The sequence below is a fragment of the Beijerinckia indica subsp. indica ATCC 9039 genome (assembly GCF_000019845.1).
GTDB lineage: Bacteria > Pseudomonadota > Alphaproteobacteria > Rhizobiales > Beijerinckiaceae > Beijerinckia > Beijerinckia indica.
The window spans coordinates 3346243-3372530 of record NC_010581.1 but is presented as its reverse complement, the minus strand read 5'-3'; the positions used below and the strand labels follow the sequence as shown (position 1 = coordinate 3372530).

The 26288-nt window shown below is 58.9% G+C and carries 29 protein-coding genes and 1 tRNA gene; 14 read left to right on the top strand and 16 right to left on the bottom strand.

The features are described 5' to 3' along the window. Positions 1 to 17: 17 nt before the first annotated feature. Positions 18 to 857, top strand: coding sequence for an MBL fold metallo-hydrolase (locus tag BIND_RS14950; protein ID WP_012385881.1), 840 nt, complete (start codon positions 18 to 20; stop codon positions 855 to 857). A gap of 227 nt (positions 858 to 1084) precedes the next feature. After that, positions 1085 to 2080 (top strand): aldo/keto reductase, encoded by a 996-nt coding sequence (locus BIND_RS14945; RefSeq protein ID WP_012385880.1) that lies wholly within the window; start codon positions 1085 to 1087, stop codon positions 2078 to 2080. A 58-nt stretch (positions 2081 to 2138) separates the two neighbouring features. Here BIND_RS14945 and BIND_RS14940 read toward each other — a convergent pair whose 3' ends face one another. Next, a complete protein-coding gene (locus BIND_RS14940; RefSeq protein WP_012385879.1) occupies positions 2139 to 3014 on the bottom strand; it encodes a LysR family transcriptional regulator in 876 nt (291 codons plus the stop codon). A 99-nt stretch (positions 3015 to 3113) separates the two neighbouring features. On the opposite strand from BIND_RS14940, the gene BIND_RS14935 reads away from it, so the two are divergent. Both BIND_RS14935 and BIND_RS22280 read left to right on the top strand, forming a co-directional pair. Next, entirely contained in the window at positions 3114 to 4109 is a 996-nt protein-coding gene (locus tag BIND_RS14935; RefSeq protein ID WP_012385878.1) for a zinc-binding dehydrogenase, read from the top strand. 583 nt (positions 4110 to 4692) lie between these two features. Next, positions 4693 to 5052: a SpvB/TcaC N-terminal domain-containing protein gene (locus BIND_RS22280; protein WP_012385876.1), complete on the top strand. Its 360-nt coding sequence runs from the start codon at positions 4693 to 4695 to the stop codon at positions 5050 to 5052. Here the strand turns inward: BIND_RS22280 and BIND_RS14930 are convergent. From BIND_RS14930 to BIND_RS14915, 4 genes are all read right to left on the bottom strand, one after another. Continuing rightward, positions 4997 to 5257 (bottom strand): aldehyde dehydrogenase family protein, encoded by a 261-nt coding sequence (locus BIND_RS14930; RefSeq protein WP_012385875.1) that lies wholly within the window; start codon positions 5255 to 5257, stop codon positions 4997 to 4999. The two genes, BIND_RS22280 and BIND_RS14930, sit on opposite strands and share 56 nt — an antisense overlap. Before the next feature lie 180 nt (positions 5258 to 5437). Then, a complete protein-coding gene (locus BIND_RS14925; protein ID WP_012385874.1) occupies positions 5438 to 5785 on the bottom strand; it encodes a carboxymuconolactone decarboxylase family protein in 348 nt (115 codons plus the stop codon). Between the two features lie 142 nt (positions 5786 to 5927). Further along, positions 5928 to 6686 carry an SDR family oxidoreductase gene (locus BIND_RS14920; RefSeq protein WP_012385873.1) on the bottom strand — a complete coding sequence of 253 codons (759 nt, stop codon included), beginning with the start codon at positions 6684 to 6686 and terminating at the stop codon, positions 5928 to 5930. Positions 6687 to 6901: 215 nt separating this feature from the next. Then, positions 6902 to 7867, bottom strand: coding sequence for a GlxA family transcriptional regulator (locus tag BIND_RS14915; RefSeq protein WP_012385872.1), 966 nt, complete (start codon positions 7865 to 7867; stop codon positions 6902 to 6904). Between the two features lie 565 nt (positions 7868 to 8432). Between BIND_RS14915 and BIND_RS20780 the strand changes: the two genes are divergently transcribed. Next, positions 8433 to 9196 (top strand): IS5 family transposase gene (locus BIND_RS20780; RefSeq protein ID WP_425277054.1). Its coding sequence is split into 2 segments (ribosomal slippage): positions 8433 to 8777 and positions 8780 to 9196, totalling 762 coding nucleotides; the frame shifts between segments, so codons are not numbered across the junction. 37 nt (positions 9197 to 9233) lie between these two features. After that, positions 9234 to 9452: a Rossmann-fold NAD(P)-binding domain-containing protein gene (locus BIND_RS14905; protein WP_202944759.1), complete on the top strand. Its 219-nt coding sequence runs from the start codon at positions 9234 to 9236 to the stop codon at positions 9450 to 9452. A gap of 23 nt (positions 9453 to 9475) precedes the next feature. Here the strand turns inward: BIND_RS14905 and BIND_RS14900 are convergent, their stop codons facing one another. From BIND_RS14900 to BIND_RS14865, 8 genes are all read right to left on the bottom strand, one after another. Beyond that, positions 9476 to 10693 (bottom strand): MFS transporter, encoded by a 1218-nt coding sequence (locus BIND_RS14900; RefSeq protein WP_012385871.1) that lies wholly within the window; start codon positions 10691 to 10693, stop codon positions 9476 to 9478. Continuing rightward, the gene (locus tag BIND_RS14895; protein WP_012385870.1) at positions 10690 to 11019 is read right to left on the bottom strand and encodes a hypothetical protein; all 330 of its coding nucleotides are present in this window, start codon (positions 11017 to 11019) and stop codon (positions 10690 to 10692) included. Before BIND_RS14895 ends, BIND_RS14900 begins: the two co-directional genes overlap by 4 nt. A 1-nt stretch (position 11020) precedes the next feature. Beyond that, the gene (locus BIND_RS14890) at positions 11021 to 11587 is read right to left on the bottom strand and encodes an isochorismatase family protein (protein WP_012385869.1); all 567 of its coding nucleotides are present in this window, start codon (positions 11585 to 11587) and stop codon (positions 11021 to 11023) included. Between the two features lie 58 nt (positions 11588 to 11645). Further along, positions 11646 to 12098: a MarR family winged helix-turn-helix transcriptional regulator gene (locus BIND_RS14885; protein ID WP_012385868.1), complete on the bottom strand. Its 453-nt coding sequence runs from the start codon at positions 12096 to 12098 to the stop codon at positions 11646 to 11648. A gap of 160 nt (positions 12099 to 12258) precedes the next feature. After that, complete coding sequence (locus BIND_RS14880; RefSeq protein ID WP_012385867.1) at positions 12259 to 12831, bottom strand: DUF2087 domain-containing protein; 573 nt, start codon at positions 12829 to 12831, stop codon at positions 12259 to 12261. A 265-nt stretch (positions 12832 to 13096) separates the two neighbouring features. Beyond that, positions 13097 to 13501, bottom strand: coding sequence for an SRPBCC family protein (locus BIND_RS14875; RefSeq protein ID WP_012385866.1), 405 nt, complete (start codon positions 13499 to 13501; stop codon positions 13097 to 13099). 45 nt (positions 13502 to 13546) lie between these two features. Continuing rightward, positions 13547 to 14083: a methylated-DNA--[protein]-cysteine S-methyltransferase gene (locus tag BIND_RS14870; protein ID WP_081433826.1), complete on the bottom strand. Its 537-nt coding sequence runs from the start codon at positions 14081 to 14083 to the stop codon at positions 13547 to 13549. 47 nt (positions 14084 to 14130) lie between these two features. Beyond that, entirely contained in the window at positions 14131 to 14646 is a 516-nt protein-coding gene (locus BIND_RS14865; RefSeq protein ID WP_012385864.1) for a cupin domain-containing protein, read from the bottom strand. Positions 14647 to 14739: 93 nt separating this feature from the next. Between BIND_RS14865 and BIND_RS14860 the strand changes: the two genes are divergently transcribed. Beyond that, a complete protein-coding gene (locus tag BIND_RS14860) occupies positions 14740 to 15714 on the top strand; it encodes a helix-turn-helix transcriptional regulator (RefSeq protein ID WP_012385863.1) in 975 nt (324 codons plus the stop codon). A 17-nt stretch (positions 15715 to 15731) separates the two neighbouring features. Here BIND_RS14860 and BIND_RS14855 read toward each other — a convergent pair whose 3' ends face one another. Continuing rightward, positions 15732 to 16715 (bottom strand): glycerophosphodiester phosphodiesterase family protein, encoded by a 984-nt coding sequence (locus BIND_RS14855; protein ID WP_041778131.1) that lies wholly within the window; start codon positions 16713 to 16715, stop codon positions 15732 to 15734. An 82-nt stretch (positions 16716 to 16797) separates the two neighbouring features. Between BIND_RS14855 and BIND_RS14850 the strand changes: the two genes are divergently transcribed. The 3 genes from BIND_RS14850 (at position 16798) to BIND_RS22365 (ending at position 19145) form a co-directional block, all read left to right on the top strand. Then, positions 16798 to 17643: an AraC family transcriptional regulator gene (locus BIND_RS14850; protein ID WP_050764034.1), complete on the top strand. Its 846-nt coding sequence runs from the start codon at positions 16798 to 16800 to the stop codon at positions 17641 to 17643. 164 nt (positions 17644 to 17807) lie between these two features. Then, positions 17808 to 18428 carry a GyrI-like domain-containing protein gene (locus BIND_RS14845; RefSeq protein ID WP_012385860.1) on the top strand — a complete coding sequence of 207 codons (621 nt, stop codon included), beginning with the start codon at positions 17808 to 17810 and terminating at the stop codon, positions 18426 to 18428. Between the two features lie 144 nt (positions 18429 to 18572). After that, positions 18573 to 19145, top strand: coding sequence for a GNAT family N-acetyltransferase (locus tag BIND_RS22365; protein WP_012385859.1), 573 nt, complete (start codon positions 18573 to 18575; stop codon positions 19143 to 19145). Between the two features lie 495 nt (positions 19146 to 19640). On the opposite strand, the gene BIND_RS14835 is transcribed toward BIND_RS22365, so the two are convergent. Together BIND_RS14835 and BIND_RS14830 are read right to left on the bottom strand one after the other, a co-directional pair. After that, positions 19641 to 19716, bottom strand: a tRNA-Ala gene (locus BIND_RS14835). A 108-nt stretch (positions 19717 to 19824) separates the two neighbouring features. After that, positions 19825 to 20190 carry a TIGR02300 family protein gene (locus tag BIND_RS14830; protein ID WP_012385858.1) on the bottom strand — a complete coding sequence of 122 codons (366 nt, stop codon included), beginning with the start codon at positions 20188 to 20190 and terminating at the stop codon, positions 19825 to 19827. A 423-nt stretch (positions 20191 to 20613) separates the two neighbouring features. Between BIND_RS14830 and cmk the strand changes: the two genes are divergently transcribed. The 4 genes from cmk (at position 20614) to BIND_RS14805 (ending at position 26244) form a co-directional block, all read left to right on the top strand. After that, positions 20614 to 21249, top strand: a complete 636-nt coding sequence (gene cmk, locus BIND_RS14825; RefSeq protein ID WP_012385857.1) for a (d)CMP kinase — start codon at positions 20614 to 20616, stop codon at positions 21247 to 21249. Between the two features lie 330 nt (positions 21250 to 21579). Continuing rightward, a complete protein-coding gene (locus tag BIND_RS14815) occupies positions 21580 to 22815 on the top strand; it encodes an energy transducer TonB (protein WP_012385856.1) in 1236 nt (411 codons plus the stop codon). Positions 22816 to 23087: 272 nt separating this feature from the next. Beyond that, the gene (gene rpsA, locus BIND_RS14810) at positions 23088 to 24821 is read left to right on the top strand and encodes a 30S ribosomal protein S1 (protein WP_012385855.1); all 1734 of its coding nucleotides are present in this window, start codon (positions 23088 to 23090) and stop codon (positions 24819 to 24821) included. Between the two features lie 91 nt (positions 24822 to 24912). After that, positions 24913 to 26244, top strand: a complete 1332-nt coding sequence (locus BIND_RS14805; RefSeq protein ID WP_012385854.1) for an Hsp70 family protein — start codon at positions 24913 to 24915, stop codon at positions 26242 to 26244. Positions 26245 to 26288 lie beyond the last annotated feature (44 nt).

The window sequence follows — 26288 nt, the reverse complement described above, 5'->3', positions numbered from 1 at the left end:
GATGTCTGGAGAAAACGATGTCCAGTTTTACATTTCCCAGCCAACAGGTCGGCGATTTGACGATCACCGCGATCAGTGATGGCTATCTTCACGCCAGCCTCGACTTCCTCTCGAATATCGATCCGGCCGACGCCTCCCGAATGCAAGAGAATGCGGGGGTGAAGGATTATTCCTCGATCCATATCAACTGCTACCTGGTGCGTGGCGGCGGTCGCGCGGTCCTGATCGACGCAGGAGCGGGTGGTTTCAAGCAATGGGGCGGTCACCTGAAGACCAATTTGCTGCTGGCTGGCGTCCAGCCTTCCGAGGTCGACGCAATCCTGCTGACACATGCCCATCCCGATCATGTCGGAGGGCTGATGGACGCTTCAGGAGAAGCCGTCTTTCTGAATGCCGAGCTTGTCGTCCATCATCGGGAAGTCGCGTTCTGGCAGGATGACGGTAATCTGAGCCGCGCGCCCGAGCGTGCCCGTGGCAACTTCCTCGTGGCGCGTCAGGCGTTCGACGGGTATCGCGACAGACTGCGCACTTTCGATGCCGGTGAGGTGCTTCCCGGCATGACAGCGGTGCCGCTTCCGGGCCACACGGACGGACACACCGGCTATCGTCTTGAATCCGGCGGTCGGAATCTGCTGGTCTGGGGAGATATTGTCCATTTCCCTCAGATCCAGATTCCGCGCCCGGATGTGTCGATCGCGTTCGACCAGGACTCACATCTCGCAGCCGCGACACGGTCGAGGTTGCTGGATCTCGTCAGTTCGGAGCGGCTGCTGATCGCCGGTATGCATCTTAGTGAACTCGGCTTCGCACGCATTGAGCGAACGGGCGGAAACTATGGCGTCGCTTATGAGGAATGAGCGCGGCGCGTTCGCCACTTGCTGAGGCAGGGCGAAGGAACGGTAGGCGTGATGCAATGGGGCACGGAATAGGCGTGGTTCAGTGCTATATGGTCGCTGCACAATCGCAGTGCGGCCCTGAAAAATCTCCTCGACCTCGCCACCGAGATGAGAAAATCAACGCGATCCAACTGATCTGTTTTATCTATTCGCGGGCCGAAGCTGGCGACACTCACTAAGGAATGACCATGGATTATGTAAAACTTGGTTCGACTGGTCTCGATGTCTCCCGTCTCTGCTTGGGGTGCATGACCTTCGGTGTTCCAGACGCGGGCGTCCACAGTTGGACCCTCGGAGAGGCTGACAGTCGACCGATTATCAAGCGGGCGGTCGAACAGGGGATCAATTTCTTCGACACCGCAAACAGCTATTCAGCAGGCACCTCCGAGACGATCGTCGGCAAGCTCCTTAAAGAGTTCACCCGCCGCGAAGAGGTTGTCATCGCGACCAAGGTCTTCTTCCCGGAACGTATGCTGGAGGGCGGCGCCGCTCCCAACCGCAAGGGACTCTCACGCAAGGCGATCATGACCGAGATCGACGCGAGCCTGACACGTCTTGGAACCGATTACGTTGACCTCTACCAGATTCATCGTTGGGACTATGGCACCCCGATCGAAGAGACGATGGAGGCCCTTCACGACATCGTGAAGACCGGGAAGGCACGGTATATCGGCGCCTCCTCAATGTTCGCATGGCAGTTCGCCAAGGCGCAGGAAATTGCGCGGGCAAATGGCTGGACACATTTCGTCACGATGCAAAACTACATCAACCTGCTCTACCGCGAGGAAGAACGCGAGATGATCCCTCTCTGTAAGGACCAAGGCGTGGGACTCATACCATGGAGTCCTATGGCCCGTGGCCGGCTGACACGCCCCGCTGGCGAGCAGACAAAACGCAGTGAGAGCGATGCTTTCGGCAGGTCGCTCTATGCAGCAACGGAAGACGCGGACAATGCGGTGATCGGCGCGGTCGAGCGCGTGGCTCGTTCGCGTGGCGTGCCGATGGCACAGGTGGCGCTTGCCTGGGTGCTAGCCAAGCCCGAGGTGTCGGCACCGATCGTGGGCGCGTCCAAACCTCATCACCTCGACGACGCCATAGCCGCGCTGGAGACTGTGTTGACCGACGACGAGATCGCGGTGCTGGAGGCGGACTATGTGCCGCATCCTGTCACCGGATTCGAGTGAACAGATTTTGGTGTCCCCGATGGGAATGCAATCTGTCTTGATGAATTCTGTTAGGGGACTATGGAAAGTTGCTCCATCGCGCTTGGAGACTTCGCGCCAACAATTCGATGGCGGCCTTCGTCACCACATTGGGTCGGTCGGGAGCATAGAGCCCATACTGAACGATGAGAGGCGGCGGCACACCAGCCGAGGTGGGCAGCACACGCATCTTCTCTGGCCGCACACATTCAGCGGTCATCAGGGCTACGCCGAGTCCACTCTCTACTCCAGCGCGGATGGCGCTGATGCTTTGGCTGGTCAACGTGAGCCGATGGTCGCGACCGATTTCAGTCAGCGCTTCCAGCATTCGGCGGCGCCAAATACAGGGCTCGGCATAAACGATAATGTCCAGGGGGTGTGCAGGATCAGGCTCGCAGTCGATGCCCCCGATCCAGAGAAGTTCGACATCCCAGCTTCTGACAGCGTCACCGGCAAAGGCCAAACAGGTCGCAACCGCCAGATCGAGTTCTCCCTCTCGCCAACGGTCGGAGATGGCAATGCTGTGGTCCACGACGATATCGAGGTGCAGATCGGGCCAAGCGCGGCGGAGCTGTCCCAACGCTTCCGGAAGCACGATGATAGCGATCTCCTCGGCAAGCCCAATGCGGATCGGATCACTGGTGGACTGCTCGCCAAGCCGGGCGACGACTTCCTCTCCGAGCGAGAGGATGCGCGTCGCATAGCCGAGGAAGAGTTCGCCTTCCGTGGTTGGGATCACACCCCGGCCGGTGCGTCGCAGCAGGCGCTTCCCCAGCAAATCCTCCAGCCGGCGCATTTGCATGCTGAGTGCCGATTGCGCGCGTCCCGCCTGTTCGGCGGCACGGCTGAGGCTGCCATGCCGGCAGACTGACACATAGGCGCGCAGCAAATCAGGATCGAGAGCATTGGATATCATGTAAACCTGATGTCTGATTTCAGAGATATGATCCTACCATCATATCTTAGTGGACGCTATCTCTTGAAAGTGAAAGTTCGCCATTCTCAAGAGGTTTTCGTGATCCAATCGCTTCCCGAGAAGCATCAGGTATGGGCTTGGCCTGATAAAGGTGAACCGCAGAGCCTGCGGTTGGAGATACGCACCCGCCCAATTCCGACTCCCGGTGAGGTTCTGGTTGCCAATAGTGCCATTGGCCTCAATCCAGTCGATTGGAAAATGATCGAATGGGGTCATGCGGCATGGTCGGCCGGCCATGTCCCTGGTGTCGATGGGGTCGGCGTCATCGCCGCGACGGGTGATGGCGTACGCCTGCCCATCGGTTTGAGGGGCGCTTATCACCAGTCGCTTGCACGCGATGGCAGCTTCGCAGAGTTCACCATAATCGACGCCAGGAGCATCCTTCCGATTCCGGCCAGCGTCGCAGACGTGGTTGCGGCGGCATTGCCATGCCCCGGTTTGACGGCTTGGCAAGCCCTCCGGAAAGTGCCTCGGCGGATGGTGCGGGATGTTCTCGTAACCGGCGCTGGCGGATCGGTCGGCTCCATCCTCGCGCAACTCGCCGCGCGCTGCGGCTGGCGCGTTTGGGTGACGGCTGCTTCAGCCCATCGGGATAAGCTTCTGGCGCTCGGCATCACGGGAGTCTTCGACTATCGCGATCCAAACTGGTGCGACAGACTCGTGGAGAGTTTGGGGCCACGTCGCCTTTACGCGATCTTCGACACCGTAAGCGGCGAGCACGCCCAGACGCTCGCCCCGATGCTCGGCTATAATGGACATCTGATCTGCATTCAGGATCGGATCGAGGAAAATCCGCTGCCGGCCTTTACCACCGCCGTTTCGCTGCATGAAGTGGCTCTCAACAGCGTCCATCTAAACGCCACGGACGAAGACTGGCAAGAATGGCGCTTTGCTGGTGCGGAGTTGTTCCAGATGCTTGAAACTGGCGCACTTCAATTGCCGCCTATCGAAGTTCGCTCCTTCGATGCACTTCCGCTTACCCTTACCGACTTGAAAAGCAGAGCGCATAAGGGGAAACTTGTCGTGGTTACGTGATATAAGCGGTGTTCACCAACTCCGCCTGCCCGCCAGTGACGATGGCATGGGCATACAAAACGAAGTTGCCGACACCATACGTCGAACAAGCAAGAGCTTCCTCGGGACCTCAAGGAAGTCGTCGTGATATGCGACGGGCGCGGTGTCTCTCCGAGGTAACGGGCATTGCAAGCGGGAGAATATTGCTCGTTACGCTCGTAAAGAAAGGCGCTCCCATCGATGCCCATTCCGGCAGAGCCTCTATCATGTCCCTTTCGCCACTTGCTCGGATGTCCGGTTCTCCCGATTGTAGCTGATCCCGACATGCCTCTTGGCTATTTCTATGGAAAAGGACGCGCCCGGAATGATGCCCTGTTTTGTCCGGTGGGATGGGGCAGGATTGCGGTGAACCGGGCTCCGTGGCGGTTGATTGGGCTGCGTACCAATGCTAGAAAATAGGTAGACGAATGAATTGCTTGAGATGCCTTCCTCTCTTTGAGGATGTCTGATGCCAAGACCATAATTCGACTCTCGCTTACACGGGTCACGAGCGACAAAACAGACCTGGCGAGCGGCGCTGTGTTTGCGCCGATGGGACGGTGTCTTGATCGGTCGGACGGGGGGAGGCGAGGGGCAGGCTCGGGAAGGGCCAGCCAGTGCATCGTCGGCGCCGGCGTCTACGCGTGAGTCCCCTCTACCGGTTGTCAATCTGCCCAAGGGCGGCGGCGCCATTCGTGGCATGGGCGAGAAATTCTCTGCCAATCCCGTCGCCGGCACGGGATGGATGGCAGTGCCCATCACCACTAGCCGGGGGCGCTCCGGCTTCGGTCCCAATCTCTCGCTTGCCTATGATTCCGGCGCGGGGAACGGCCCCTTCGGCTTTGGCTGGAGGCTCTCGCTGCCCGCGATCACGCGCAAGACCGACAAGGGGCCTCCGCGAAGAGCTTGCCCATTTCAAGCGTGAGCAGCCTGGCATAGCCATCGGCATTGGCGCGCAGCAGATCAGCCGCCTTCTGTAGGATGCGGCCGCGGTCAGCGAAACCGGTTTCCTTCCAGCGTAGAAAGGCTGCCTGGGCCTTGTCGAGCGCGATGCGAACATCCGCGTCCGTGGCGTCGGGAAAGGTGGCGACGGTTTCGCCCGTATAGGGATTAATGGTCTGATAGGCCATTGTCATTCTCCATCTCGAAAGAGCCACGCGCCGTGGAATCCGCTCAGAGTTTGGGAGGCGATCAAGTCTCATCGGCAAGGTGCGGAAATAAAGAAACACGTATCATCAATAGGATACGGTTCTTGAAAGCGCGGGATGCAAGGATCGGTTGAGTCGTTTTGATTTGCGCGTCGGGCCTGCTCAGATGTCGCCAGCCGCCGTGAAGGCGTCCAGAGTGCGTGTGGAATAAACGAGAGCGGCCCCCGCATTCAGTGCTATAGCCACGCCAAGCGCTTCGGCGACCTCTTCGCGGGTCGCGCCGAGTTTTCGCGCCTGCTCGCTGTGAACGGTGATACAGCCATCGCAACGCAAAGTGACGGCGCAAGCGAGTGCGATGAGTTCGCGTGTCTTGGCATCGAGATGGTTCGTCTTGGCGCCCGCGCTGCCAAGTTGCACATAGCCACGCACTGTCTCCGGGCTGAGCTTGCCGATGTCACTCACCCCCGATAAGACCTGTTGACGATAAACATTCCAATCCATCATGGACATGGGTGATCTCCTTCCCTCACCAGAACATCGCTGCGAGATCGTGCTCATGCGCGACGCATTGAGCCTGTTCTGAAAAAACAGAATCAATCGTGGTTGCCGCCACGCAAGAAAGTTGCGCGCATGGTTTCGATCAATCCGCCGTTCAGGCGGGAATCGGATTGGCGATGAGGCTGGCGTTGAAGCCATTGACGAATTTGTGTTCGCCACTGCCGGGATTGTCGCGCAGGGGCCGGATCGCCTCGACGATCACTTCTTCCGCTTCGGTCGCAAGGCCCTTCATGGTCTCCGCGATGAAAGGGTCGAGCGGCATGGCGCGCGGGTCGCCGCTTTTCTTGACGAGGTCGGTATCGACCCAGGGGGGCGCGATCTCCTGCACGCGCACATTGGTATCGCGCAGCATGAAACGCTGCGACAGCGCATAGGAGTGCAGCGCCGCCTTGCTCGCCGAATAGACCGCCGCCGTCGCCAGCGGCACATAGGCAAGAATCGAGGTGTTGTAGATGACAACGGCTTGCTGTTGCCGTTTCAGATGGTCGATCAAAGCGGAAGTCAGGCGGATCGGACCCAGCAGGTTGGTGTCGATGACCCGGCGTATTGCGGCATCGTCGATTGCGCCGCCTGCATCGTCGAAGGGCATGACGCCGGCATTGTTGATGAGCACGTTCAGCGCCGGATAGTCACGCACGAGGGCTGCGGCCACCTGAGCGAGGCTTGCGGGGTCGGCGACGTCCAGTTCGATACCCTCGATGCCGGGATTGGCGGCTGTAACCTCATCGATCAGCGATTTGCGCCGGCCAGCGACAATGACCTTGTTGCCGATTTTGTGAAAAGCTTCCGCGAGCCCGCGGCCAATGCCGGAGGCTCCCCCGGTAATGAAGATCGTGTTGCCTGTCATCTGCATGGGGCGTCAATCCCAGGTTGGCGGCCGCCGCATGATGCGGAGCCGGTTTTCATCCGGCCCGACATTGACGCTGAAAGGTCATGGCTCAAATGACATTAAGCCGGCGATTCAGGACGCAACCTATGCAGGCAAGGACAGGGGTCGATTTCAACGGTGAAGGCTGCAGCTTCCTTGATGGAAGGCGTCGCCGGTGTCAGGAGAGAATGCAGGCTTTCTCATTCAACCATGGCGTCCCCGGATTCATCCTCCTGGGCCGTGCGTAGATTGCGGCGCAGACTTTGCGGCGGTTGGCCGTAAAAGCGAAGAAAGGCACGGCGCATGCGGTCGCGGTCGGCAAAGCCCGTGTCGCGGGCGATGACATCCAGGGCGTGCCGGCCATCTTCCAGCATCGCCTTCGCCGCCTCCAACCGGAGACGCTCGACCGCCTTGGTGGGAGACTGTCCCGTTTCGTCCGAAAAGATGCGGCTGAACTGACGTGGGCTGAGGTTCGTGGCCTCCGCCAGTTCCTCCGCGGTCAGCAGATTACGCAGATGCTCCTTGGCATAAATGAGCGCGCGGCGGACGCGGTCCGAACGCGGCTCAAATTCGAGCAAGGCCGAGAATTGCGACTGCCCGCCCGGACGGCGGTGATAGACTACGAGATTGCGGGCGACGGCGCGCGACAGTTCGGCGCCGTGATCATCTTCGATCAGAGCCAGAGTGAGATCGATCGCCGAACTCATTCCTGCCGATGTCCAGATGTTGCCGTCGCGTGTAAAGATCCGGTCCGCGTCCACCTTGATGAGCGGAAATCGCTTCTGCAATGTATGCGCATGAGCCCAATGGGTGGTCGCGACGCGCCCGTCGAGCAGCCCCGCCTCGGCGACCGCGAAAGCGCCCGTGCAGACCCCGGCGACACGACGGGATTCCTGTCCCGCCTGGGCGATATAGTCGCGCAGCTCCGGCGTGAGCGGGCGTGGAACCAGTTCTCCCACCACCATCAGCGTATCCGGGAAATCGCCAAGCGGCTGCGTCTCGATCCGGATGCCGAGCGACGAGAGGATTGCGCCTCCGCGTTCGGACATGACGCTCAGTCGATAGGCCTCATGGCCGAGATCGAAATTGACCAGTTCGAAGGCGGACAGGGCGGCGAGCCCCATGACTTGGAAGCCGTCTTCCAGAATAAAGCCGATGTGACGCATGTCGGAAGCCTCGAAGCGTGTCATTTTTTGCCGCTTATATGTCATTTCAGACGCAACGGTCGAGGGCTGGCTTCCGGGGTGTCGGGGCCATCGCCGCCCCATCGAGCTTCAAACGGGCCATGACAATGCCTGTCGCCACAGGAACCGTAATTATACCATGATGATATCACTGCTTTACCAGAATAATTATTAGGTCAATTTTGTCTCCGTAATTTCGGAGATTTCGCTCATGCACGTGCTCTTGACCAGAGCGACGGATTTATTGGGTTGGCCAATGGGGCAGTGCGTCCTCTGTTCATGCCCAAGGGGCAGCTTTGAATGCTGAAACCTGCACAGCGTTGACCAGCCTGACCGTCTCGCCGGCTCGGATCAATGTCGGCTTGTCGACGAGCTGGAATGGCAAGGCCTTCATGCTGGGCGGAGGCAGCACTGCGGGTTCATTTCGGACGTCGCCGGAAGTTCTATCAATACCGAGGGCAGCCTCACTCCATTAGGTCGTAAACTCATAAATTCGCTTTGCGATTGTCAGTTTGCATGATTCAAGGCTTCCAAAAGAGGAAGCCAGATGACGCGCCGCCGCTACGAACTCACCGACCATGAATGGTGGATCCTGTCGCCTCTATTGCCCAACAAACCGCGTGGCGTTGCTCGCGTCGATGATCGGCGGGTGCTGAATGGCATTCTTTGGCGGTTCCGAACGGGCTCGCCTTGGGCAGAGATTCCAGAGCGCTACGGCCCACCGACCACTTGCTACAACCGCTTTGTGCGGTGGCGGAAAGCCGGGGTCTGGGATCGGCTTCTCGACGCGGTTTCAGAGGCTTACGACGGTGACATCGTCATGATTGACTCGACCTGTGTTCGCGTTCACCAGCACGCGGCTACGGGAAAAAAGGGGATGGAGACGATGGCGGCATGGGACGTTCCCGCGGCGGGCTCACCAGCAAAATCCATGCTCTCGTCGATGCCGAAGGGCGCCCCGTCACCCTCCGCTTAACCGGCGGTCAGGTCGCGGACTGCACCGAAGCCGATGCGTTGACCGATGGTCTCGGCGAAGGAGACATCCTGCTGGCCGACAAGGGTTATGATAGCAACGCTATCCGAGCCAAGGCGGCGGAGCGGAAAGCCTGGGCCAACATCCCACCAAAAGACAATCGCAAGGGGAGCTTCTCCTTCTCGCGTTGGGTCTATCGGCAACGCAACCTCGTGGAACGGTTCTTTAACCGGATCAAGCAGTTCCGCGGCATCGCAACACGCTACGACAAAGACCCCGCCAACTTCCTCGCCGCTATCAAACTCGTCGCGATAAGAATTTGGTGCCAAAGTTTATGAGTCGACGCCCTAGCACGTGGCTATGCCGTGTTCGCAAATGATGCGCGATATTGCCGAGGCCGTCGGCCGCAGTCTGAATGTGCCCGTGAAATCCATATCGGCGGAAGAAGCATCCGCCTATTTGGGTCCGCTGGGCATGTTCGCCGGCCTCGATCTTCTGGCCTCAAGCGAAAAGACGCGGAAAAAGCTGGGGTGGAAGCCGACCGGGCCGGGGCTGATCGCCGATCTCGAACGGCTTCAAGTCTCAGATCATTGAAGTGCAAACGGGAGCTTAAGGGATCATTGTGGCGTCCGGTTGGCTATGGCGAAAACGGCCACGATCGCCGCAGCAAAACCTGAAGCTGCGCCGACGCCGAGCGCCCAGGGCGGCCCGAAATGGTCGGCGACCCATCCCACGATGGGCGCCCCAATCGGCGTGCCCCCGAGCGCGACACCAACACGCAGCGCCATCACCCGCCCGCGCATCGCGGGCTCCGTGGAAAGTTGCAGCAGGCTATTTGTCGTATTGGTGAAGATCAGTGCTGCCGCGCCGATGACGATAAGGGCCGCGGCAAAGAACCAGTAACCCGGAGCGATGGCGGCCAGCGTGCAGCCGAGCCCAAAAACCCCGGAACCAACCAGGAGCAGGCTGAACTGGGGCTTCTTCTGATGAGCGCTCAGCAGCGCTCCAGCCACGGTGCCGATAGCCATGATAGAGGACAATAGGCCATAGCCGCGCGCATCGGCGTGGAAAACGCTGACCGCCATCGTCGAAACAAAGATCGGAAAGTTCAGCCCGAAGGTTCCGATCAGGAACAGCATGACCAGAATCGCCTTGATATCTGGACGCCCCCGCACATAGCGGATCCCCTGGGTGAAGCTACCCTTGCTACGATCTGCCTTCGCACTCCTATGAAGCTCGCCGACGCGGAGAAACATGAGAGAGACCAGCACCGCAATGAACGAGGCGCCGTTGAGCAGGAAGGCCCAGCCTGTGCCGGTCGCGGCGATGATTGCGCCGGAGACCGCTGGCCCGATCATTCGGGCGGCATTGAACGAGGTCGAGTTGAGCGCCACCGCATTGTGCAGGTCATCATCCCCAACCAGTTCCGCGACGAAGGTTTGACGCACCGGTGCATCGAATGCCGCGGCGCTGCCGAACAGGAAAGCGAAGACGCATACGTGCCAAAGCTCGACGACGCCTGCGAGGGTGAGAATCCCCAGCGCCAGAGCAAAGCCGCCCATTGTCGCCTGCGTGGCAATCAACAGTTTGCGCTGATCGAAGTGGTCGGCGGCGAAGCCGGTCCAGGGCAGCAAGAGAAGCTGCGGAGCGAATTGCAGCCCCATGACCAGCCCGACGGCGGATGCGTCGTGATGGGTGAGTTCGGTGAGCACTAGCCAGTCCTGGGCGGTTCGCTGCACCCACGTGCCGATATTGGAGACGAATGCGCCGCCAGCCCAGATCCGATAATTGAAACTGCGAAAAGACCGAAAAGCGCCCGGGATAGAAGTCTTCATGGACGCTCCGGCTGATTGCCGCCATGGAAGCGGCCGAAGTGCCGGGCGCAAAAAAGCGCGATCAGGAATGCGCCAGTGCCGAACGCGGCGACATCTGAGGTCTCTTTCAGTGCGAAATCGCCGACACGGCAGACGAGCAGATAGCCGACGAGGATGTTGAAGAAGCCCCACAGCACGTTGATGGTCGATGAGGAGAGCCCTTCTCCGGCTGGCTTGGCGAAGGGGCTCTGGAACGGTCTGCCCATCATGCCACTGACGAGGTGTGGGACGGCATTCGCCAGAAAGACGCCACCGAAGAAATAGGACAGGAGCGGGAGCCAGTGCATCTCAAACTCCCCCTATAGGCAAGAGGTCAATGATTTCCTTGGCTGTGCCGGTCTCGCCGAGCCGCGGGAAGACATTCCTGATGCTATAATCATGTGCCTCAGGGCGCACATCGGTCATTGCGTCGAGGGCGAGCGTGACGTTGAATCCTGACTCATAAGCTTGCCGCGCCGTCGACTCGACGCCGGTCCCGGTCGCAACGCCTGCAATCACCACCTGGGTGACATCCCGTTCTTTCAACTGATTTTCGAGATCGGTGCTGGCGAAAGCGCCCCACGTCCGCTTGGTCACGACGATGTCGTTTGGCTGATGACCAAGTTCGGGCACAAAGTCCGTGAAGTCTGCGGGAAATGGACCGTCATGGCGCCGAGGTTGCTCCGTGCGACCCGGCGCGCCACCGGCCACATTGATCAGCACAACCGGCAGGTCCAGCCTGCGGAAGGCATCCGTCAGCGCGCGGGCGTGCTCCAAGACGTCGCCGATGGGACGGATGAAGGGCGCGCCGATGATGCCCTTCTGAAGGTCAACGACCAGCAGCGCGGTTTTGGGGTCAAGGGTGGTCAAGGCCATGGAATGTCCTTTTAAGAATTCGGTCGATTCAAGTGGGCGTGAGCCCTTCGAGCCGCAATCAATCGTCGACGAGCCGCATGAGGTGCTCGACAGCCTTCGCAACCTCGTCCAGTTCCTTGGGTGAGAGCCGTGCCTGAAGCGTGCGTGTCAGCCAGTCCTGACGCGCTGCACGCCCTTCCTCGATCCATTTCCGACAGGCGTCCGTGAGCGAGATGAGCGTCTGTCGCCCATCCGCCGGATCCGGCGCGCCACTCACAAGGCCGGCTTTCTCCAGCGCGGCGATGACCGGCGCCATTGACTGCGGACGCATGCCTTCCGCCCGGGCGAGGGTGGAGGCCGTGGCGGAGCCATCCTTCTCAAGGCGAAGCAGCACCGACACCTGGGATGGCGTCAGGTCTCCAACATGCCCCTGGTCGCGCAGGCGGCGCTTCATCTTGCCTACGAAAGCCCGCAGGTCCTGCGCCAAGGCTGAGGCGCGTGCGGTTTGATGGTGGTCCGATCCGATGCTCATGCCTCGGTATCTACCATATATTCAGTTAAACTGCAAAGTCTAACTAATCAGTTTATCTGTTTATATATCCGCGGCGCATTGCCATGGCATCAGGCTTCGATGCTCTAGCTAGGGGGCGAAACCCAACAATGGTAGCTCTGCGAGTGTCGGTCTTCGCTGCTCAGCGCACATTCGATGGACGAACGGCCGGATCTGTCCATCTGGCGTTCAGATGCCGGATGATTGCGAGAGCGTCAGGCGGAGGGCGGCGCTCGATACGCCGATATGTCCTGCAGTCTGGTGTGCGCCAAATGAGCTTGTAGTTGACCAGTTCACGTCTCAACAGGGCGTGATCGCCGAACTGGTGATGGGCTTGCAGGATCTCGTTGATCTGCATTTCCTTGAAACTCTGGGCGGCCGGAATCCGGGACCAGAGTGCCCAGAGACACAATTCTTGCTGATTCGTCTTCGAGGGCCAGCGGATAAGCGCTCCAGCTTCATCGAAATGCCGGATGACTCGCTCGACGCGCAGATGATCAATCAGTTCCGGCACCGGGGTGGGCAACCGGAGCCGATCTTCGGCCTCGAATTGAGCCCGGAAATGTTGATAGTTTCGATAGCCTGCGGAGCGGGTCAGCATATTCAGAAGCTGGACATGGCCGGGCTTGCCGTCGCAGGCTTCCAGTTCGCGGTTCAGCAAACGCGCGAATGCAGAAACATCATGGGCAATGAAGGTAAAAACGGATCGTGACATAACTCATCCTGCTAGTGCCTTTCCAAGTGAATGGGTCGATGGTCGCTGACTTTCGACGAGGCACAGAACGAGTGTCTGTCATCAATCAAATACTGGCAGGTTTAGCTCTCCTTCCGGAGCAGCGACGCCTTGGTGAACTGCCGACCACCAGCGTGGATGCCGCCTTTCTCAGGCCTTGTCAAGCGGATCAAATGAGAAGTGACCTTTGAGCCTCAAGTTCATTAATCCTGCTGAAATCACTGTCCCGGGTTCCACAGGTTGCCCGTCACGATTTTCCGGCGAGCTTGTCCAACGCGGTTTTCATCGCCTCGGCCCCAGCTTCCATTAAAGGGCCGATCGCTGCGGCGGCATCATCGGGGAGAAAATCCGCCGTCCAGATGACGCAGGTGAGAGCTCCGCGCGCAAGAACCTGGGCCGAGCCGTTATGATGCTTCAGGAAGGAGCCCTCGGCGGCCCAGACCAGGCGCTTCCTTTCCTCATCGAGCGTGACGATGCGTTCTCGTACCGTGACGCCATTGAAGAAAGTAACGATGCGTGTACCGGGCTCGAGGCGCGTGTCGAGAACAAAGCCCGGCACGAGACGTGTGTGAAGTGCGCCGATGTCCCGGACCGCGTCCCATACCTGATCGACGGAGGCACGGGTCAGGATTTCTTTTTGGATCGTTGCCATGCGAGTCTGCCGTTTGGTCTTGCCCTTGTCGGCGAATATGGCGCTTTAGGTCTTGTCGAAGAGCCCCGGCGGAAGAGGCTTGTCGCTGTCAGCCACGGCACCTTCAAGCTCAAGGAGACGACGCTTGGTGTTCACGCCGCCGGGCGCTGAAAATCCGCCAAGAGCACCGTTCTTCGCCAAGACCCGATGGCACGGCACGATGATCGGCCATCGGTTACGTGCCATGGCAGTTCCTACGGCACGCGCGGCGCCCGGATGCCCGGCGCGGATCGCAAGCGCGCCATAGCTTGTCGTTTGTCCATATTCCACTTCGCGCAGGGCAGCATAGATCGCTTGTTTTGTCTCCGAGACGCCCATCTGATCGAGTGGCACCGTGCGGAAATTGACAGTATCGCCGGCAAAGTAGCTGCGCAGCATGTCACCCCATTGTACGACCTCGGCGGTCGGATGGCGGTTCGCGCGGCGAAAATCGTGGTCAATCGGAGCCTCGTGCGATGGTAAACGCACGCCGACCACGCCGAGATCAGACCATTGCAGGGCGCAGAGACCCCACGGCGTTTCAAAGAGATATGTCCAAGCCATTGGCGAGATCATGAAGGGGCGTTGTTGAGGCTTTGGGTGTTCCGCGATCAGCTGTCCCAATAGGGTAAGCTATCATTCTCGCGCCCGACATACATCAGCCTTCGTGGCTGACCATCCGGTGTGGGCGCGAAATCGGCAAGAATGCCGAAACGGCCACTGTCGGGATATTCGACGATATCGGGCGAATACATCGAACTTACGGCAAGAAAGCGTAGTTCTTCCGATCCGGTGTTGACCATCTGGTGTGCCGTCTCTGGCCCGCCGGCCGGGCAGGAGATGATATCCCCAGGCCGGATGGCATGGCTGTCTTGGCCGATCCGGATTTCCCCGTTGCCTGACAGGATCAAGAACATTTCGTCATTGGTTTGATGATTGTGGAACGGGAAGGCGCGCTTGCCGGGCGGTATCGCGGTCACGTTGTAAGCGAGCTTGCTCGTGCCGAACTGCCGGGACACGAAAGCGACCCTTGCGTCGATGATTTCTGCTGCCGCGCCAGTCGGGGCGTATTGCGGCGGCCGGGGTTGGAGGTCGACGTCGGCGATATTGAGGATCGGCTTTGTCATGTGGCTCTCGCTTGCTGCTGATTTCACGATGACGCTCAATCTATCGCGCTATACCTGTCAGATTCTGTCAGGTTGGTTTAGGATGATCGCATCATGCGAGCAAGCCGGCTTCTTTCCATTCTCACAACGCTACAGGCCCGGGGACGGGTGACCGCGCAGGCGCTTGCTGACGAATGCGAGGTGTCGCTCCGGACGATCTACCGCGATATCGATGCCCTGAGCGCCGCCGGTATCCCGGTCTATAGCGAGCGAGGATCGGAGGGTGGGTATCGATTGCTCGACGGCTATCGTGTTCGGTTGAATGGCCTTTCGCCCCGGGAAGCGGAGTCGCTGTTTCTTGCGGGACTGTCTGGCCCCGCAGCCGATCTTGGGCTCGGTGGCGTCATGGCCGCGGCACAGACCAAGCTCCTCGCGGCTCTGCCGCAGGATTTGCGATCGAGCGCGGAACGGATGCGCAGCCGCTTCCATCTCGACGCGCCGGCTTGGTTCTCCGAAGCCGAACAGCCAGCTCATTTGGCGACAATCGCCGATGCCGTGTGGCGTCAGGCAGCCATCCAGATGCGCTATCAAAGCTGGAAAGCCGAAAAGAACCGCCGGGTTGCACCGCTCGGGATCGTGTTGAAGGGCGGGTCCTGGTATCTCGTCGGCCAGGTCGGTGACAGTGCCCGAACCTACAGGATCTCCCGCATACTCGAACTCACTGTGCTCGAGGAACAGTTCGAACGGCCCGAAGCGTTCGACCTTCCCATCTATTGGCGCAAAGCCACCGAGCAGTTGGAAGCAGAGCTCCATCCGATCACCGCGAAGCTTCGTCTCTCTCCAACCGGCGTGAAACTTCTGGCCGCGCTCAGCCCGCCCTACGTCCGGGATAGGACGAAGCTGGATCAAGAAGCAGACAGTGAAGGTTGGCGTATCGCGACACTGCCTGTCGGAAAGATGTGGCAAGCCGTTGCCGACCTGTTGCGTCTCGGAGCGGAGGCCGAGGTGCTCGAGCCGCCTGAACTTCGCGACAAGATGGCAGAGATCACAAGCGACATGGCGCGGTCCTATCGCGAGCCGCGCTCCTGATCCTGTTCTGCCACATGTTACCTGCTCGAATGTGTGAGATCTGGCGCGACACGCTGGAGTTCGTTCGTCAGAATGCCGCCTGTGTAATCATTCGGCAGGCGGCGAATGTCATCAGGGGTGTCGATGCCGGATGAGAAATCACCACCGCTGTAGGGACCAATGACGAAGACAGCGCTTCCCGCTTTGTCCATGCGGTCGAGGAAGCGATTGGGCCATCCCCATAGCCATGGCGCAATGTTGATCGGAACGAAGACGATGCTGTTGTGACAGGTGGATGGCACCATTCCGGTCCAGCCATAGCCAATATAAGAATAGAGGCATGCTTTCAGCGTGCCGCGAGACATCGTGCGCATGTTGGGCATTACCGCTCTCAGGACGGCAATCGGCGCATCTCCACCATAAATCATGAGCCGGCTGACATCTTCGGCGAGCCGGCTCCGCAAGGTGGTCGCAAGGAGACGTCCTTCGTTTGGATCATTGCTCTTGATATTGATGAGGAAACGACCATCCGGAAAGGTCATCAGCACCTCGTCCAGCGAGGGCATGAGTCCGACGCCCTTTCCCCGGAAGGGAAAGGTTCGCCCGCCATCGGCCGTGTAACCGTAACCGATATCGAGAGCTTTCAACCGCGCCATCGAATGCTCCCGGGTCACGCCGTGGCCATCGGTACGGCAATCCAGGGTCCAGTCATGAAAGACTGCGAACTGACCATCTGTAGTGGGATGAACGTCGAACTCGATGATGGCGGCGCCGGCCTCGAAACCCGCCCGCAAGGAGGCAATTGTATTTTCGAGATAGGCATGTGTGGGCGGCAACATGCGAGTGGCCGTGCAAGTGTCGTTCTGCAACCCAGTCCTGTCGAAATCCTGCGAAATGCCACGATGCGCCAATAATGTCGGAGCCCCCGACTCGCTTCTCGTAAGAAGATTGGAATTGTTTACGAAAACGAACGCAGCCCAGCTGAACACAGCGCTGACGATCCATGGCCATAATTTTCGCATGGAAAGAGATAACCTGAATGACGTTGACCGAAGGGTGAACAGCCCCGAGGCGCTTAGACTACGATGCCTGACGGGAGGCGACTTGGAAAAATGCGACGGCGCTGCGCTCGGAGAGCAAGCCTTGCCGCGGGGCATCATCGACCCTCATAGCTCGGCACAGCGCATCCGCGTCCGGCGATATGTGCCATCGGCCCAATTTCAGCTCTTCATCGACCATCACTGGATCATCGAATGGGATCTGCGTGGCTTGGCAGGGGAGGTTCAACGCGTCATTCCATCTCCACACGCGCATTTGGTGGTCTCCCCTGGGGAAACCGCGCTGTTCGGGGTCGTGCGCGGCCTGGAAGAGCGAAAGCTGCAGGGGCAAGGTCGAGCCTATGGGATGAGGTTTCGCGCGGGCGGTCTTCGCCCGTTCCTGAATCATCCGGTGTCGGCACTCACAGGACGGAGGATCGTCATCGATACATTGACCGGCTGGAGCTCGCCTGCCGTTGAAGCCAGCCTTCTGGCGCATGGCTCCCACGGGAGCATTGTGAGCGCAGCCGAGGCTTTGCTCGAGCCTCGACTCCCCGATCCCGACGATACTGTGGATCTCGTTTGCTCGATCATCGCGGCAATTCGTCGTGAAGATGGTGCAAGGCGGACCGAGGCCTTGGCGAGGGAGTTCGGGATGAGCCTGCGCGCGTTGCAGAGGCTCTTCTGTGATTATGTCGGGGTTTCACCCAAGTGGGTCATCCAGCGTTATCGGCTGCAGGATGCGGCCGTTCTTCTCGCTTCAGGTTCCAGTGTGCCGCTTGCCACGCTGGCTGCTGAACTCGGATATTTCGACCAGGCGCATCTGGCGCAAGATTTCCGTCGGCTCTTCGGCGTTGCTCCATCGCAATATCGTCGAAGTCAGTCATCCTCTCCGAATGCCAGCCATACCTGACAGCATCTGACCGGTATGGCCGCATAGTCTTCCTCTCGTGTCACCAACATGCGATTGAGGGAACAATTTCATGCTTAAATGGAGCTACCACCGTGACATTAGCATGAAGCCGGCAGTGATTGCTTCCCATCGTCATCGTTGTTTCGCTGCTCTCGGAGTCTCCGGTGGAAAAGATTGATATCAAAAAGCAGTACAAGGCATTGTACAGCGGCCGGGTTGGCGAATTTATCGTTCTCGACCTACCACCCCTCACATATTTCTCGTTTGATGGTGCGGGAGACCCGAACGCTGTGCCAGAATACATGGCGGCTGTCGAGGCGCTCTATGCTGCCTCTTACACACTCAAGTTCATGAGCAAAGAGATCCTGGAGCGCGACTATGTTGTGCCACCACTTGAAGGGCTCTGGTGGGCCGACGACATGGCTGACTTCACGGCGCGCCGAAAGGACCGTTGGCGCTGGCGGATGATGATTCTCATCCCAAATTTCATTGGGGAAGCCATGGCAAAAGCGGCTATCACACGTGCCCAGGAGAAGAAGCGATTGCCTGCGCTGTCGAAGTTGCGTCTTGTCCATCTTGAGGAAGGTCAGGTCGTGCAGACACTTCACATAGGCTCTTACGATGATGAGGGCCCGGTCCTTAAGAAACTGCATGACGACGTCCTGCCTGCCAGGGGCCTCGTTGAAGCCGGGCACCATCACGAAATCTATCTCTCCGATCCGCGCAAAACTTCTGTCGCGAAGCTGAAAACCATTCTTCGTCAGCCGGTACGATCAGCCGCCTGACATCGATCTCGCATACGACTGGCTTCGCTGCAACAGACGCCTCCTGCGCTTCATTGCGCTGATCCTTGGTCCGTTTGACGGCATGATGCCGTCAACCCGAAACAGGATCGAACTAAGATATTTGCCAAGTGAGGTGTTGTTGCGATGGTTGATAAAATGACATTTCGGCCCGTTACTTCGGATAATTGGCACGACTTCGAAAGACTTTTCGAGAGCCGGGGAGGCCCAAAATCGTGCTGGTGTACAATATGGCGAACAGTGGAGGCTTTCCCGACCGAGGAGCGACCGGCCGCCGCCAAAAAGCTTGAGATGAAGAGACGCATATCATCTGGAGAGCCCGTTGGGCTGCTCGGCTACCTGGACTCGGAGCCTGTCGCCTGGTGCTCGATTGCTCCTCGTGACACATACCGTGCTTCAATGAGCGATAGGATGCCGAGTGATGAGACGCACAGAATCTGGTCGATTGTCTGTTTCTTCGTGTTGAGACCCTTCCGAGGACAAGGGATGTTTTGGAAGTTGCTTGCGGCTGCGGAAGAGCACGCAGCCAAAAACGGAGCGACGCTGCTTGAAGGGTATCCCGTTGATCTGGGTTCTCCGAGCTACCGTTTTGGGGGTTATGTGTCCGCTTTCGAGCAGGCAGGATATGCGCTGGTCGGCCGAAAGAGAGCGCGTCGGCACATTATGCGCAAGATACTCAGTCAGAACAGGGCTGAATAGGACTGTGACATCGGATGAGTGTCTTACCACCGCTGGACTGTCCGCGGGGACTGCTGAAGAGCTGGAACCAGGAGATTGAACGCCGAAGGATGACGGAAGTGGCCGCGTCTGGTGAAGGATCGTTCGTTGATGGCGGCTCAACCTGAAAGACCGTGGTCTCGATCGGGCGCCAGAATTCCCAAGATTCGGCCGTAGCTTTCCTTCCGAACGAATCAGCGCTGATCACCGCCGACTTCAGCACGCAAAAAGCGACCGTTTGTTCATGTCTTGAGCGGTGATTCTTGTTGGGGCTACCGCAAACTGGTCTCTTCAGGCACTCGCGACTCTGCTTCGGAAATCAATTCGAGCGTCAGGGGACAGGCAGCGCAAAGAGTGAGATCAAGCGTCTAGTCTGAAACAAGAACAGGTCACAAGAGACATGCTTGGCCTTCGCAAGCCTCGAACTTATCGAGCTTGGCGGAATGGAGAAAATCTAGCTAAAACAATGTTTTAGGTTGGTGGAGCCAGGCGGAATCGAACCGCCGACCTCTTCAATGCCATTGAAGCGCTCTCCCAACTGAGCTATGACCCCGACCTTTTGAACAGCTCGCCGTTTGGGTCGGTGAGCGGTACGAACCGATGTGACGGCTTCGTTACGGCCGCTGTATAGCCGTAACGCGCGCGCTCCACAAGCTAAACCTTACCGTTCTTCGTCATCTTCTAAATCGCCGTCGATCAAATCAGCGACGTCGTCGTTATCCTCTTCTTCTTCCTCGAGGAACGTATCGTCGGCGACCTCGATCTCCACATCGTCGGCATCGGCGTCGATGACGACCTTGTCGTCGCCGGCTTCCGCATCTTCCAGAGAAATGAGTTCGGCTCCCGCGGGGAGTTCCAACTCGTCATCATCAGCCGCCGTGGTGGCTCGTTGCGCTGTCCGCGCCAGGGCTGGCGATTGGAACAGAGTCCCGCATTTCGGACAGACGATGGGCGACCTGTTCAAATCGAAAAAACGTGTGCCGCAATTCTGGCACTGGTGCTTACCGCCGAGTTCTGGTTTCGCCACAGGCATACCTCAATAGGGACGATGGCCTTCGCCAAGGATGGATTTCACCAAGCAGGGGCCGCCCGACTCTCAGGGCGCGCAAACTTGGGGGCTCCGGTTAGTGATGCAAAACCTTTCTGTCAAATGGAAACGGTAAATGAGCGATAAGCCAAGCGATTTTCTCTCTTTGTGAGGAGTTTGCGGCTCGAATAAATCCGGTGCCGGTCATTCGTTCCAGGCTCCTTTAAAAAATTTCTCTTCGAAACTCTCTTTCTTAGAGAGAATGCCGAACCGCCGCGAAATGTTCGCAAGCTTGGCTTCACGAACTTTTCTCTCTACCGCAGCCCTCTTTGCAGAGGGAGGGCGCGCTGATATTGCCGCGCTTGATCTTCCCGGGCAAAATGGAAAAGAGATTGCGAGCGAATGTCTGGAGCTAGTTTTTTTATGATCATCGCCATTGATGGACCCGCCGCTTCTGGCAAAGGAACCTTGGCGCGCCGGCTGGCACAGCATTTCAATTTGCCGCATCTCGACACCGGTCTTCTGTATCGCGCGACCGCGCGGGCCTTGCTGGTGTCGGGGGGCGATCTCCAGAATCATGCTGAGGCAACCGCTGCCGCGCGCGGTCTCGATGTCGCGTCTCTTGAAGCCGCGAACTTGCGAAGTGATGAGATTGGTCAGGCGGCCTCCATCGTGGCCGCAATCCCGGATGTCCGCGCGGCTCTGAAGGATCTGCAACGCCGTTTTGCTGGCACACCGGGCGGCGCTGTGCTGGATGGACGTGATATCGGAACAGTGATCTGCCCTGATGCCGATGTCAAAATCTTCGTGACCGCCAGTTTGCAGGCACGGGCGGCCCGGCGTGCGGCGGAATTACAAGGGCGCGGTGAGCCGGGCGATCTGGCCGTGGTGCAGGAAGAGATCAGGCAAAGAGACGAACGTGACGCCAATCGTCCCGTTGCGCCGTTTCGGGCGGCCGCTGATGCGACCTTCCTCGATACGACCGATCTCGATATAGAAGCGGCGTTCGAGGCTGCCTTGGCCATTGTCGACAATCGGATTCGAAAGCTGGCCTCCTGAAATAATACCGACGGGTCATAATAGATGGCCGTTGGACCGCTCCTGAACTTTCGCTCTCGCTTTGAAAAAGCGAAAATTCAAGAAAGGAACCAAAGGCCGTTCTTCACGACCTTTGGTATAAGGAGCGATTACCGCAAAGCTTGTAGGGAAGGCGGAAAAAGGGCAGAACAAATGTATTCCCATACGATGCTCTTGGCGATGGTCCCGAATTTCCACATGTTTTCTTGAACAGATGGATATTCGGGAAAGGATTCAAGAATAGTTCTGAATAATCGTCTACATTATGGTGTCTTTTCGCCTTCACGGCGGTTTTCGAGCAAAGGCAACGGATTGGAACTCGCCGCGACAGCCGATTCGGAGCAGGACAGTCAGAATTCGGCGGAAACCCTTCCAGCGCGCGACGTGCTGACGGCGCAGGAGGAAGAACGTCTGGCGTTGGCCGAGGCGGAAACGCGCAATGCGATGCGGTCGCGTTTGGGATGGGAAGTCCTGCTCGCGGCTTCGGCCGTGATTCATCTGTGCCTCATTTTGGCGCTTATCGCTCTATGGCCAGATGTAACGTCCGATCCGCAAAAGGCCCATGAGGAAATTCCCGTGGAAGTGGTCCTGGAGCAAAAGCCTGAGACGCCCCTGAGCACGCCGACTGGGGAGGGAACGTCCGCGGCCCTTGCTGCAGCCAAGCAGAAGGAAGAGCAGGCCTCAGACGCTGACGCGGCTAAAAACGCAACTGGGGGTGGAGAGGAAGGGAAGGATCCAACCAAGTCTGAAACGGCCAAGGCGGACTCTCTTAAGTCCGAGCAGGACAAACCTGAGCAATCCAAATCGAATTTGGCTAAAATGGAGCCGCCTAAACAGGAAGCATCCAAGCCGGAGACGACCAAGGCCGAAACAGCTAAGTCAGAGCTGGCCAGGCCGGCCACTCAATCTCATGCGGCCAAGTCACAAACTGCCAAGTCACAAGCGGCGAAGCCTCAGCCGAAAGCGTCTGACGCGAATAAAACCGCGGCCGCCACGCAGCGGGAACACGCACGTGCCGAGCGAGAGGAAGCCCCGACGCAGACTCCGCCGCGCTATGCCATGGCGCCCAATGGCGGGCGGGCGGGCGGGACGAATGGCGCCCCCGCGCGTTCCATGCCCGCTCCTCAACGGGGAGGTCAGTCGCCGCAAGGCTCGTCGGAAAGCGTTTGGGACCAGGCCCTGGCGCATCCAGGTTATGGCTTCGATCCCGATCGTTTCCGCGCTGTCGCCGTGCCTATGCCGAGCGAGGATGGCGACGAATTGATGAGCTATAAGGTGATCGTCTTCGGTCTCCTGGAACGAGCCAAACATTATCCAGAAACGGCCTTGCAGCGCGGTGCGCGGGGCCGCGCCGTGGTGGGGTTCAGCCTTGACGACGCGGGGCGGGTGATCAATCTCGAATTGCTGCAATCCAGCGGCGAGGCCGATCTTGATGTCGAAAGCCTCGCCCTTGTCGATCGGGCAAGCCCGTTTCCAGTGCCGCCACCCGGCGCACAGAGGACATTTGCGGCGGAAATCGGGTTTGGCGTCAGCAATGATGACGAATGAACCATTCGTCATTGCGCCGCAAAGCGGTACGAATCGCAAATGGATGATCGGAATTTAGCGGCGCCGTGCTGCCTAAAGTCCTTGGCCGCCCCCTTGTCGGCACAAGCCCGTCTTGCTAAATTGTGATCTTCACCTGCTTGTTGCCGCCGTCCATGCGCCGGCCCGCTCTATGCGGCGATCTTGTCGGAAGCGACAAGATTCCCGGCGGTCGACAAGCCCAGCAACCTTGACACCGCCGGCGCCGCCTGACTTTCAGGCACCCAGGAGACCCAATGGCATCAACTTCCACCTACGCGCCCTCGCGCGAGGATTTCGCGGCGCTTCTTGACGAGAGCTATGGCCAAAATGAAGCTCTTGAAGGTTCGGTCATTAAGGGCCGGGTCGTCGCCATCGAGAAAGACGTCGCCGTTATCGATATCGGTTTGAAGACCGAGGGGCGCGTCGCGCTCAAGGAATTTCAGGGCCCCGGCCGGGAAGGTTCGCTGCAGGTCGGCGACGAGGTCGAAGTCTATCTCGAACGGATCGAGAATGCGCTCGGCGAGGCGGTGATCTCGCGCGACAAGGCTCGGCGCGAAGAGAGCTGGGTCAAGCTCGAAAAGGCTTTCGAGAACCAGGAAAAGGTTGAAGGCATCATCTTCAATCAAGTTAAGGGTGGCTTTACCGTTGATCTCGACGGCGCCGTGGCCTTCCTGCCGCGCAGCCAGGTCGATATTCGGCCCATCCGCGATGTCGCGCCCTTGATGCAGGTGCCGCAGCCCTTCCAGATCCTGAAAATGGATCGTCGCCGTGGCAATATTGTCGTTTCGCGCCGTACGGTTCTTGAGGAATCCCGCGCCGAGCAGCGCCATGAGATCGTCGCCAACCTCGAGGAAGGTCAGGTGATCGAAGGTATGGTGAAGAACATCACCGATTACGGTGCCTTCGTCGATCTCGGCGGCATCGACGGTTTGTTGCATGTCACCGATATTGCCTGGCGCCGCGTCAATCATCCGACCGAGGTTCTGACCATCGGCCAGACGGTTCGTGTCAAGATCATCAAGATCAACCACGAGACGCACCGCATCTCGCTCGGTATGAAGCAATTGCTGGATGATCCCTGGCAGGGGATCGAGGCCAAATATCCGATCAATGCGCGCTTCCATGGCCGCGTGACGAATATCACCGATTACGGCGCGTTCGTCGAGCTGGAGCCCGGCATCGAGGGCTTGATCCACGTTTCCGAAATGTCCTGGACAAAGAAGAACGTGCATCCCGGCAAGATCGTCGCGACGAGCCAGGAAGTCGATGTCCAGGTGCTGGAAGTCGATCCCGTCAAGCGCCGCATTTCGCTCGGCCTCAAACAGACGCTCGCCAATCCGTGGGAGACCTTCGCCGAGAAATATCCGGTTGGTTCCGAAGTCGAGGGCGAGGTCAAGAACAAGACCGAGTTCGGCCTGTTCATCGGTCTCGATGGCGATGTCGATGGCATGGTGCATCTCTCCGATCTCGACTGGAACAAGCCAGGCGAGCAAGCGATCGAGGATTACAAGAAGGGCGATATCGTTCGCGCCAAGGTCCTCGACGTCGATATGGAGAAGGAGCGGATTTCGCTCGGCATCAAGCAGCTTGCCAGCGATCCCTTCGCCGTGAAGGCGCCGGAAGTCGCTGGTGAGGAATCCGGCGATCTCAAGAAGGGCGCTGTCGTCACGTGCGAAGTGCTCGAAGTGAAGGAAGGCGGGCTCGAAGTCCAGATCGCTGGCACCGATCTCACCGCTTTCATCAAGCGGGCCGAACTTGCACGCGATCGTGCCGATCAGCGGCCGGAGCGTTTTGCTGTTGGCGAGAAGGTCGATGTGCGCATCACCCAGTTCGATCGCCGCGCGCGCAAGATCGCGGTTTCGATCAAGGCGCTCGAAGTGGCCGAGGAGAAGGAAGCGATCGCCCAATATGGTTCGGCCGATTCCGGTGCCTCGCTGGGCGATATTCTCGGCGCGGCCTTGAAGGCTCGCGACGGCAAGAAAGAATAATTTCGTTTCACCTGCCTTTGGAAATCAGGCCCGCGCGGATCTTCCGCGCGGGTTTTCTTTTGGCTCCAAAAAAATAAACGAGGCTCAGCCTATGCTCGATGCAAACAAGACAATGCCCATCGCCATTGGCATTGATTTCGGTACGACCAATAGTGTCGTTGCCTTTGCTTTGCCGGACGGGCAAGTCGAGAGCATGAGCTGGGATGCTGCCTGGAGCTCAGTCCCGGGTGATAGGACCGAGACCTTTCGCAGTGCCTTGATGTTTTGGCGCGAGGGTCGCAAGGTCGCGCATGCCGCCGGGCCCGAGGCGATCGCACGCGCCTTGACCGAGACTGGCGAGCAGCGATTCATTCAATCTATTAAAACACATCTGGCGAGTCGTCTGTTCACCGAAACGAGGCTCTATGGTCAGCGTTTTACTGTCGAGCAATTGATCTCGACCTTTCTGATGGACCTCTTTCGCGAGGGCCATTGGGGAGAGGAAGGTTTGCGGCGGGCCGAAAGCCTTCCGGCGGTCGGCGGCCGGCCCGTGGTTTTCGCTGGCGAGCGGCCCGACGACGTTTTGGCCATGGAGCGCTTGCGTCAATCCTTCTCGGGCGCCGGGCTGAAGCAAGTCGATTTCGCCTATGAGCCGCTCGGCGCGGCTTATTGGTATGCGCGCGGCCTCGATCATGATGAGACGATTCTGGTCGCCGATTTTGGCGGTGGCACGAGCGATTTCTCGGTTCTGACCTTTGCTCATGAAAACGGAAAGCTCGAGGCGAAGCCGCTGGCGCATTCCGGCGTCGGCGTTGCCGGCGATACATTCGATTACCGCATTCTCGATCATGTGATCGCGCCGCGCTTGGGCAAAGGAAGCCTCTATCGCTCCTTTGACAAGCTTCTGCCGATCCCGGCCTATTTCCACGCAGCCTTCGCGCAATGGCACCAATTGTCCTGGCTGAAATCGCCGCAGACGCTGGCCGAATTGCGCAAGCTCCAGACCTCAGCCGAAGAACCGGGAGCATTGGCCGATCTGATCACCTTGATCGAATGCGATCTCGGCTTCGAATTGCATCGCGCGGTCGGCGCGTTGAAGGCCGAGCTTTCGTCGAAGGAAAAAGCCACTTTCCGCTTCTCTCGCGAGGGGATCATGATTGAGGCGGAAGTGGCGCGCAAGGATTTCGAGGCCTGGATCGCCGATGATATTGCCGCCCTTGCGCGGGCGATGGACGAGGCGCTAGCTGCAGCGAATGTCGCGCCGAACGCGATCGATGCGGTTTTTCTTACCGGGGGCACATCCTATGTCCCGGCGGTGCGCTCGCTCTTCGTCGAGCGTTTTGGCGAGAAACGCGTGCATATCGGCGACGCCTTTCAATCGGTCGCCTCGGGGCTCGCCTTGCTCGCGGCGGATCGGGCACGCCAGAACGAATCGCGAGCCTGATCTGCGAACCCGCTCTCCAAAACGCCATTTTCAAGCCAGTTGAA

Bases quoted from the DNA above. Each gene is read 5' to 3' on its own strand.
- BIND_RS14950 (WP_012385881.1), top strand. From the start codon at position 18: ATGTCCAGTTTTACATTTCCCAGCCAACAGGTCGGCGATTTGACGATC.
- BIND_RS14945 (WP_012385880.1), top strand. From the start codon at position 1,085: ATGGATTATGTAAAACTTGGTTCGACTGGTCTCGATGTCTCCCGTCTC.
- BIND_RS14940 (WP_012385879.1), bottom strand. From the start codon at position 3,014: ATGATATCCAATGCTCTCGATCCTGATTTGCTGCGCGCCTATGTGTCA.
- BIND_RS14930 (WP_012385875.1), bottom strand. From the start codon at position 5,257: ATGGCCTATCAGACCATTAATCCCTATACGGGCGAAACCGTCGCCACC.
- BIND_RS14925 (WP_012385874.1), bottom strand. From the start codon at position 5,785: ATGTCCATGATGGATTGGAATGTTTATCGTCAACAGGTCTTATCGGGG.
- BIND_RS14920 (WP_012385873.1), bottom strand. From the start codon at position 6,686: ATGCAGATGACAGGCAACACGATCTTCATTACCGGGGGAGCCTCCGGC.
- BIND_RS14915 (WP_012385872.1), bottom strand. From the start codon at position 7,867: ATGCGTCACATCGGCTTTATTCTGGAAGACGGCTTCCAAGTCATGGGG.
- BIND_RS14905 (WP_202944759.1), top strand. From the start codon at position 9,234: ATGATGCGCGATATTGCCGAGGCCGTCGGCCGCAGTCTGAATGTGCCC.
- BIND_RS14900 (WP_012385871.1), bottom strand. From the start codon at position 10,693: ATGAAGACTTCTATCCCGGGCGCTTTTCGGTCTTTTCGCAGTTTCAAT.
- BIND_RS14895 (WP_012385870.1), bottom strand. From the start codon at position 11,019: ATGCACTGGCTCCCGCTCCTGTCCTATTTCTTCGGTGGCGTCTTTCTG.
- BIND_RS14890 (WP_012385869.1), bottom strand. From the start codon at position 11,587: ATGGCCTTGACCACCCTTGACCCCAAAACCGCGCTGCTGGTCGTTGAC.
- BIND_RS14885 (WP_012385868.1), bottom strand. From the start codon at position 12,098: ATGAGCATCGGATCGGACCACCATCAAACCGCACGCGCCTCAGCCTTG.
- BIND_RS14880 (WP_012385867.1), bottom strand. From the start codon at position 12,831: ATGTCACGATCCGTTTTTACCTTCATTGCCCATGATGTTTCTGCATTC.
- BIND_RS14875 (WP_012385866.1), bottom strand. From the start codon at position 13,501: ATGGCAACGATCCAAAAAGAAATCCTGACCCGTGCCTCCGTCGATCAG.
- BIND_RS14870 (WP_081433826.1), bottom strand. From the start codon at position 14,083: ATGGCTTGGACATATCTCTTTGAAACGCCGTGGGGTCTCTGCGCCCTG.
- BIND_RS14865 (WP_012385864.1), bottom strand. From the start codon at position 14,646: ATGACAAAGCCGATCCTCAATATCGCCGACGTCGACCTCCAACCCCGG.
- BIND_RS14860 (WP_012385863.1), top strand. From the start codon at position 14,740: ATGCGAGCAAGCCGGCTTCTTTCCATTCTCACAACGCTACAGGCCCGG.
- BIND_RS14855 (WP_041778131.1), bottom strand. From the start codon at position 16,715: ATGCGAAAATTATGGCCATGGATCGTCAGCGCTGTGTTCAGCTGGGCT.
- BIND_RS22365 (WP_012385859.1), top strand. From the start codon at position 18,573: ATGGTTGATAAAATGACATTTCGGCCCGTTACTTCGGATAATTGGCAC.
- cmk (WP_012385857.1), top strand. From the start codon at position 20,614: ATGATCATCGCCATTGATGGACCCGCCGCTTCTGGCAAAGGAACCTTG.
- rpsA (WP_012385855.1), top strand. From the start codon at position 23,088: ATGGCATCAACTTCCACCTACGCGCCCTCGCGCGAGGATTTCGCGGCG.
- BIND_RS14805 (WP_012385854.1), top strand. From the start codon at position 24,913: ATGCTCGATGCAAACAAGACAATGCCCATCGCCATTGGCATTGATTTC.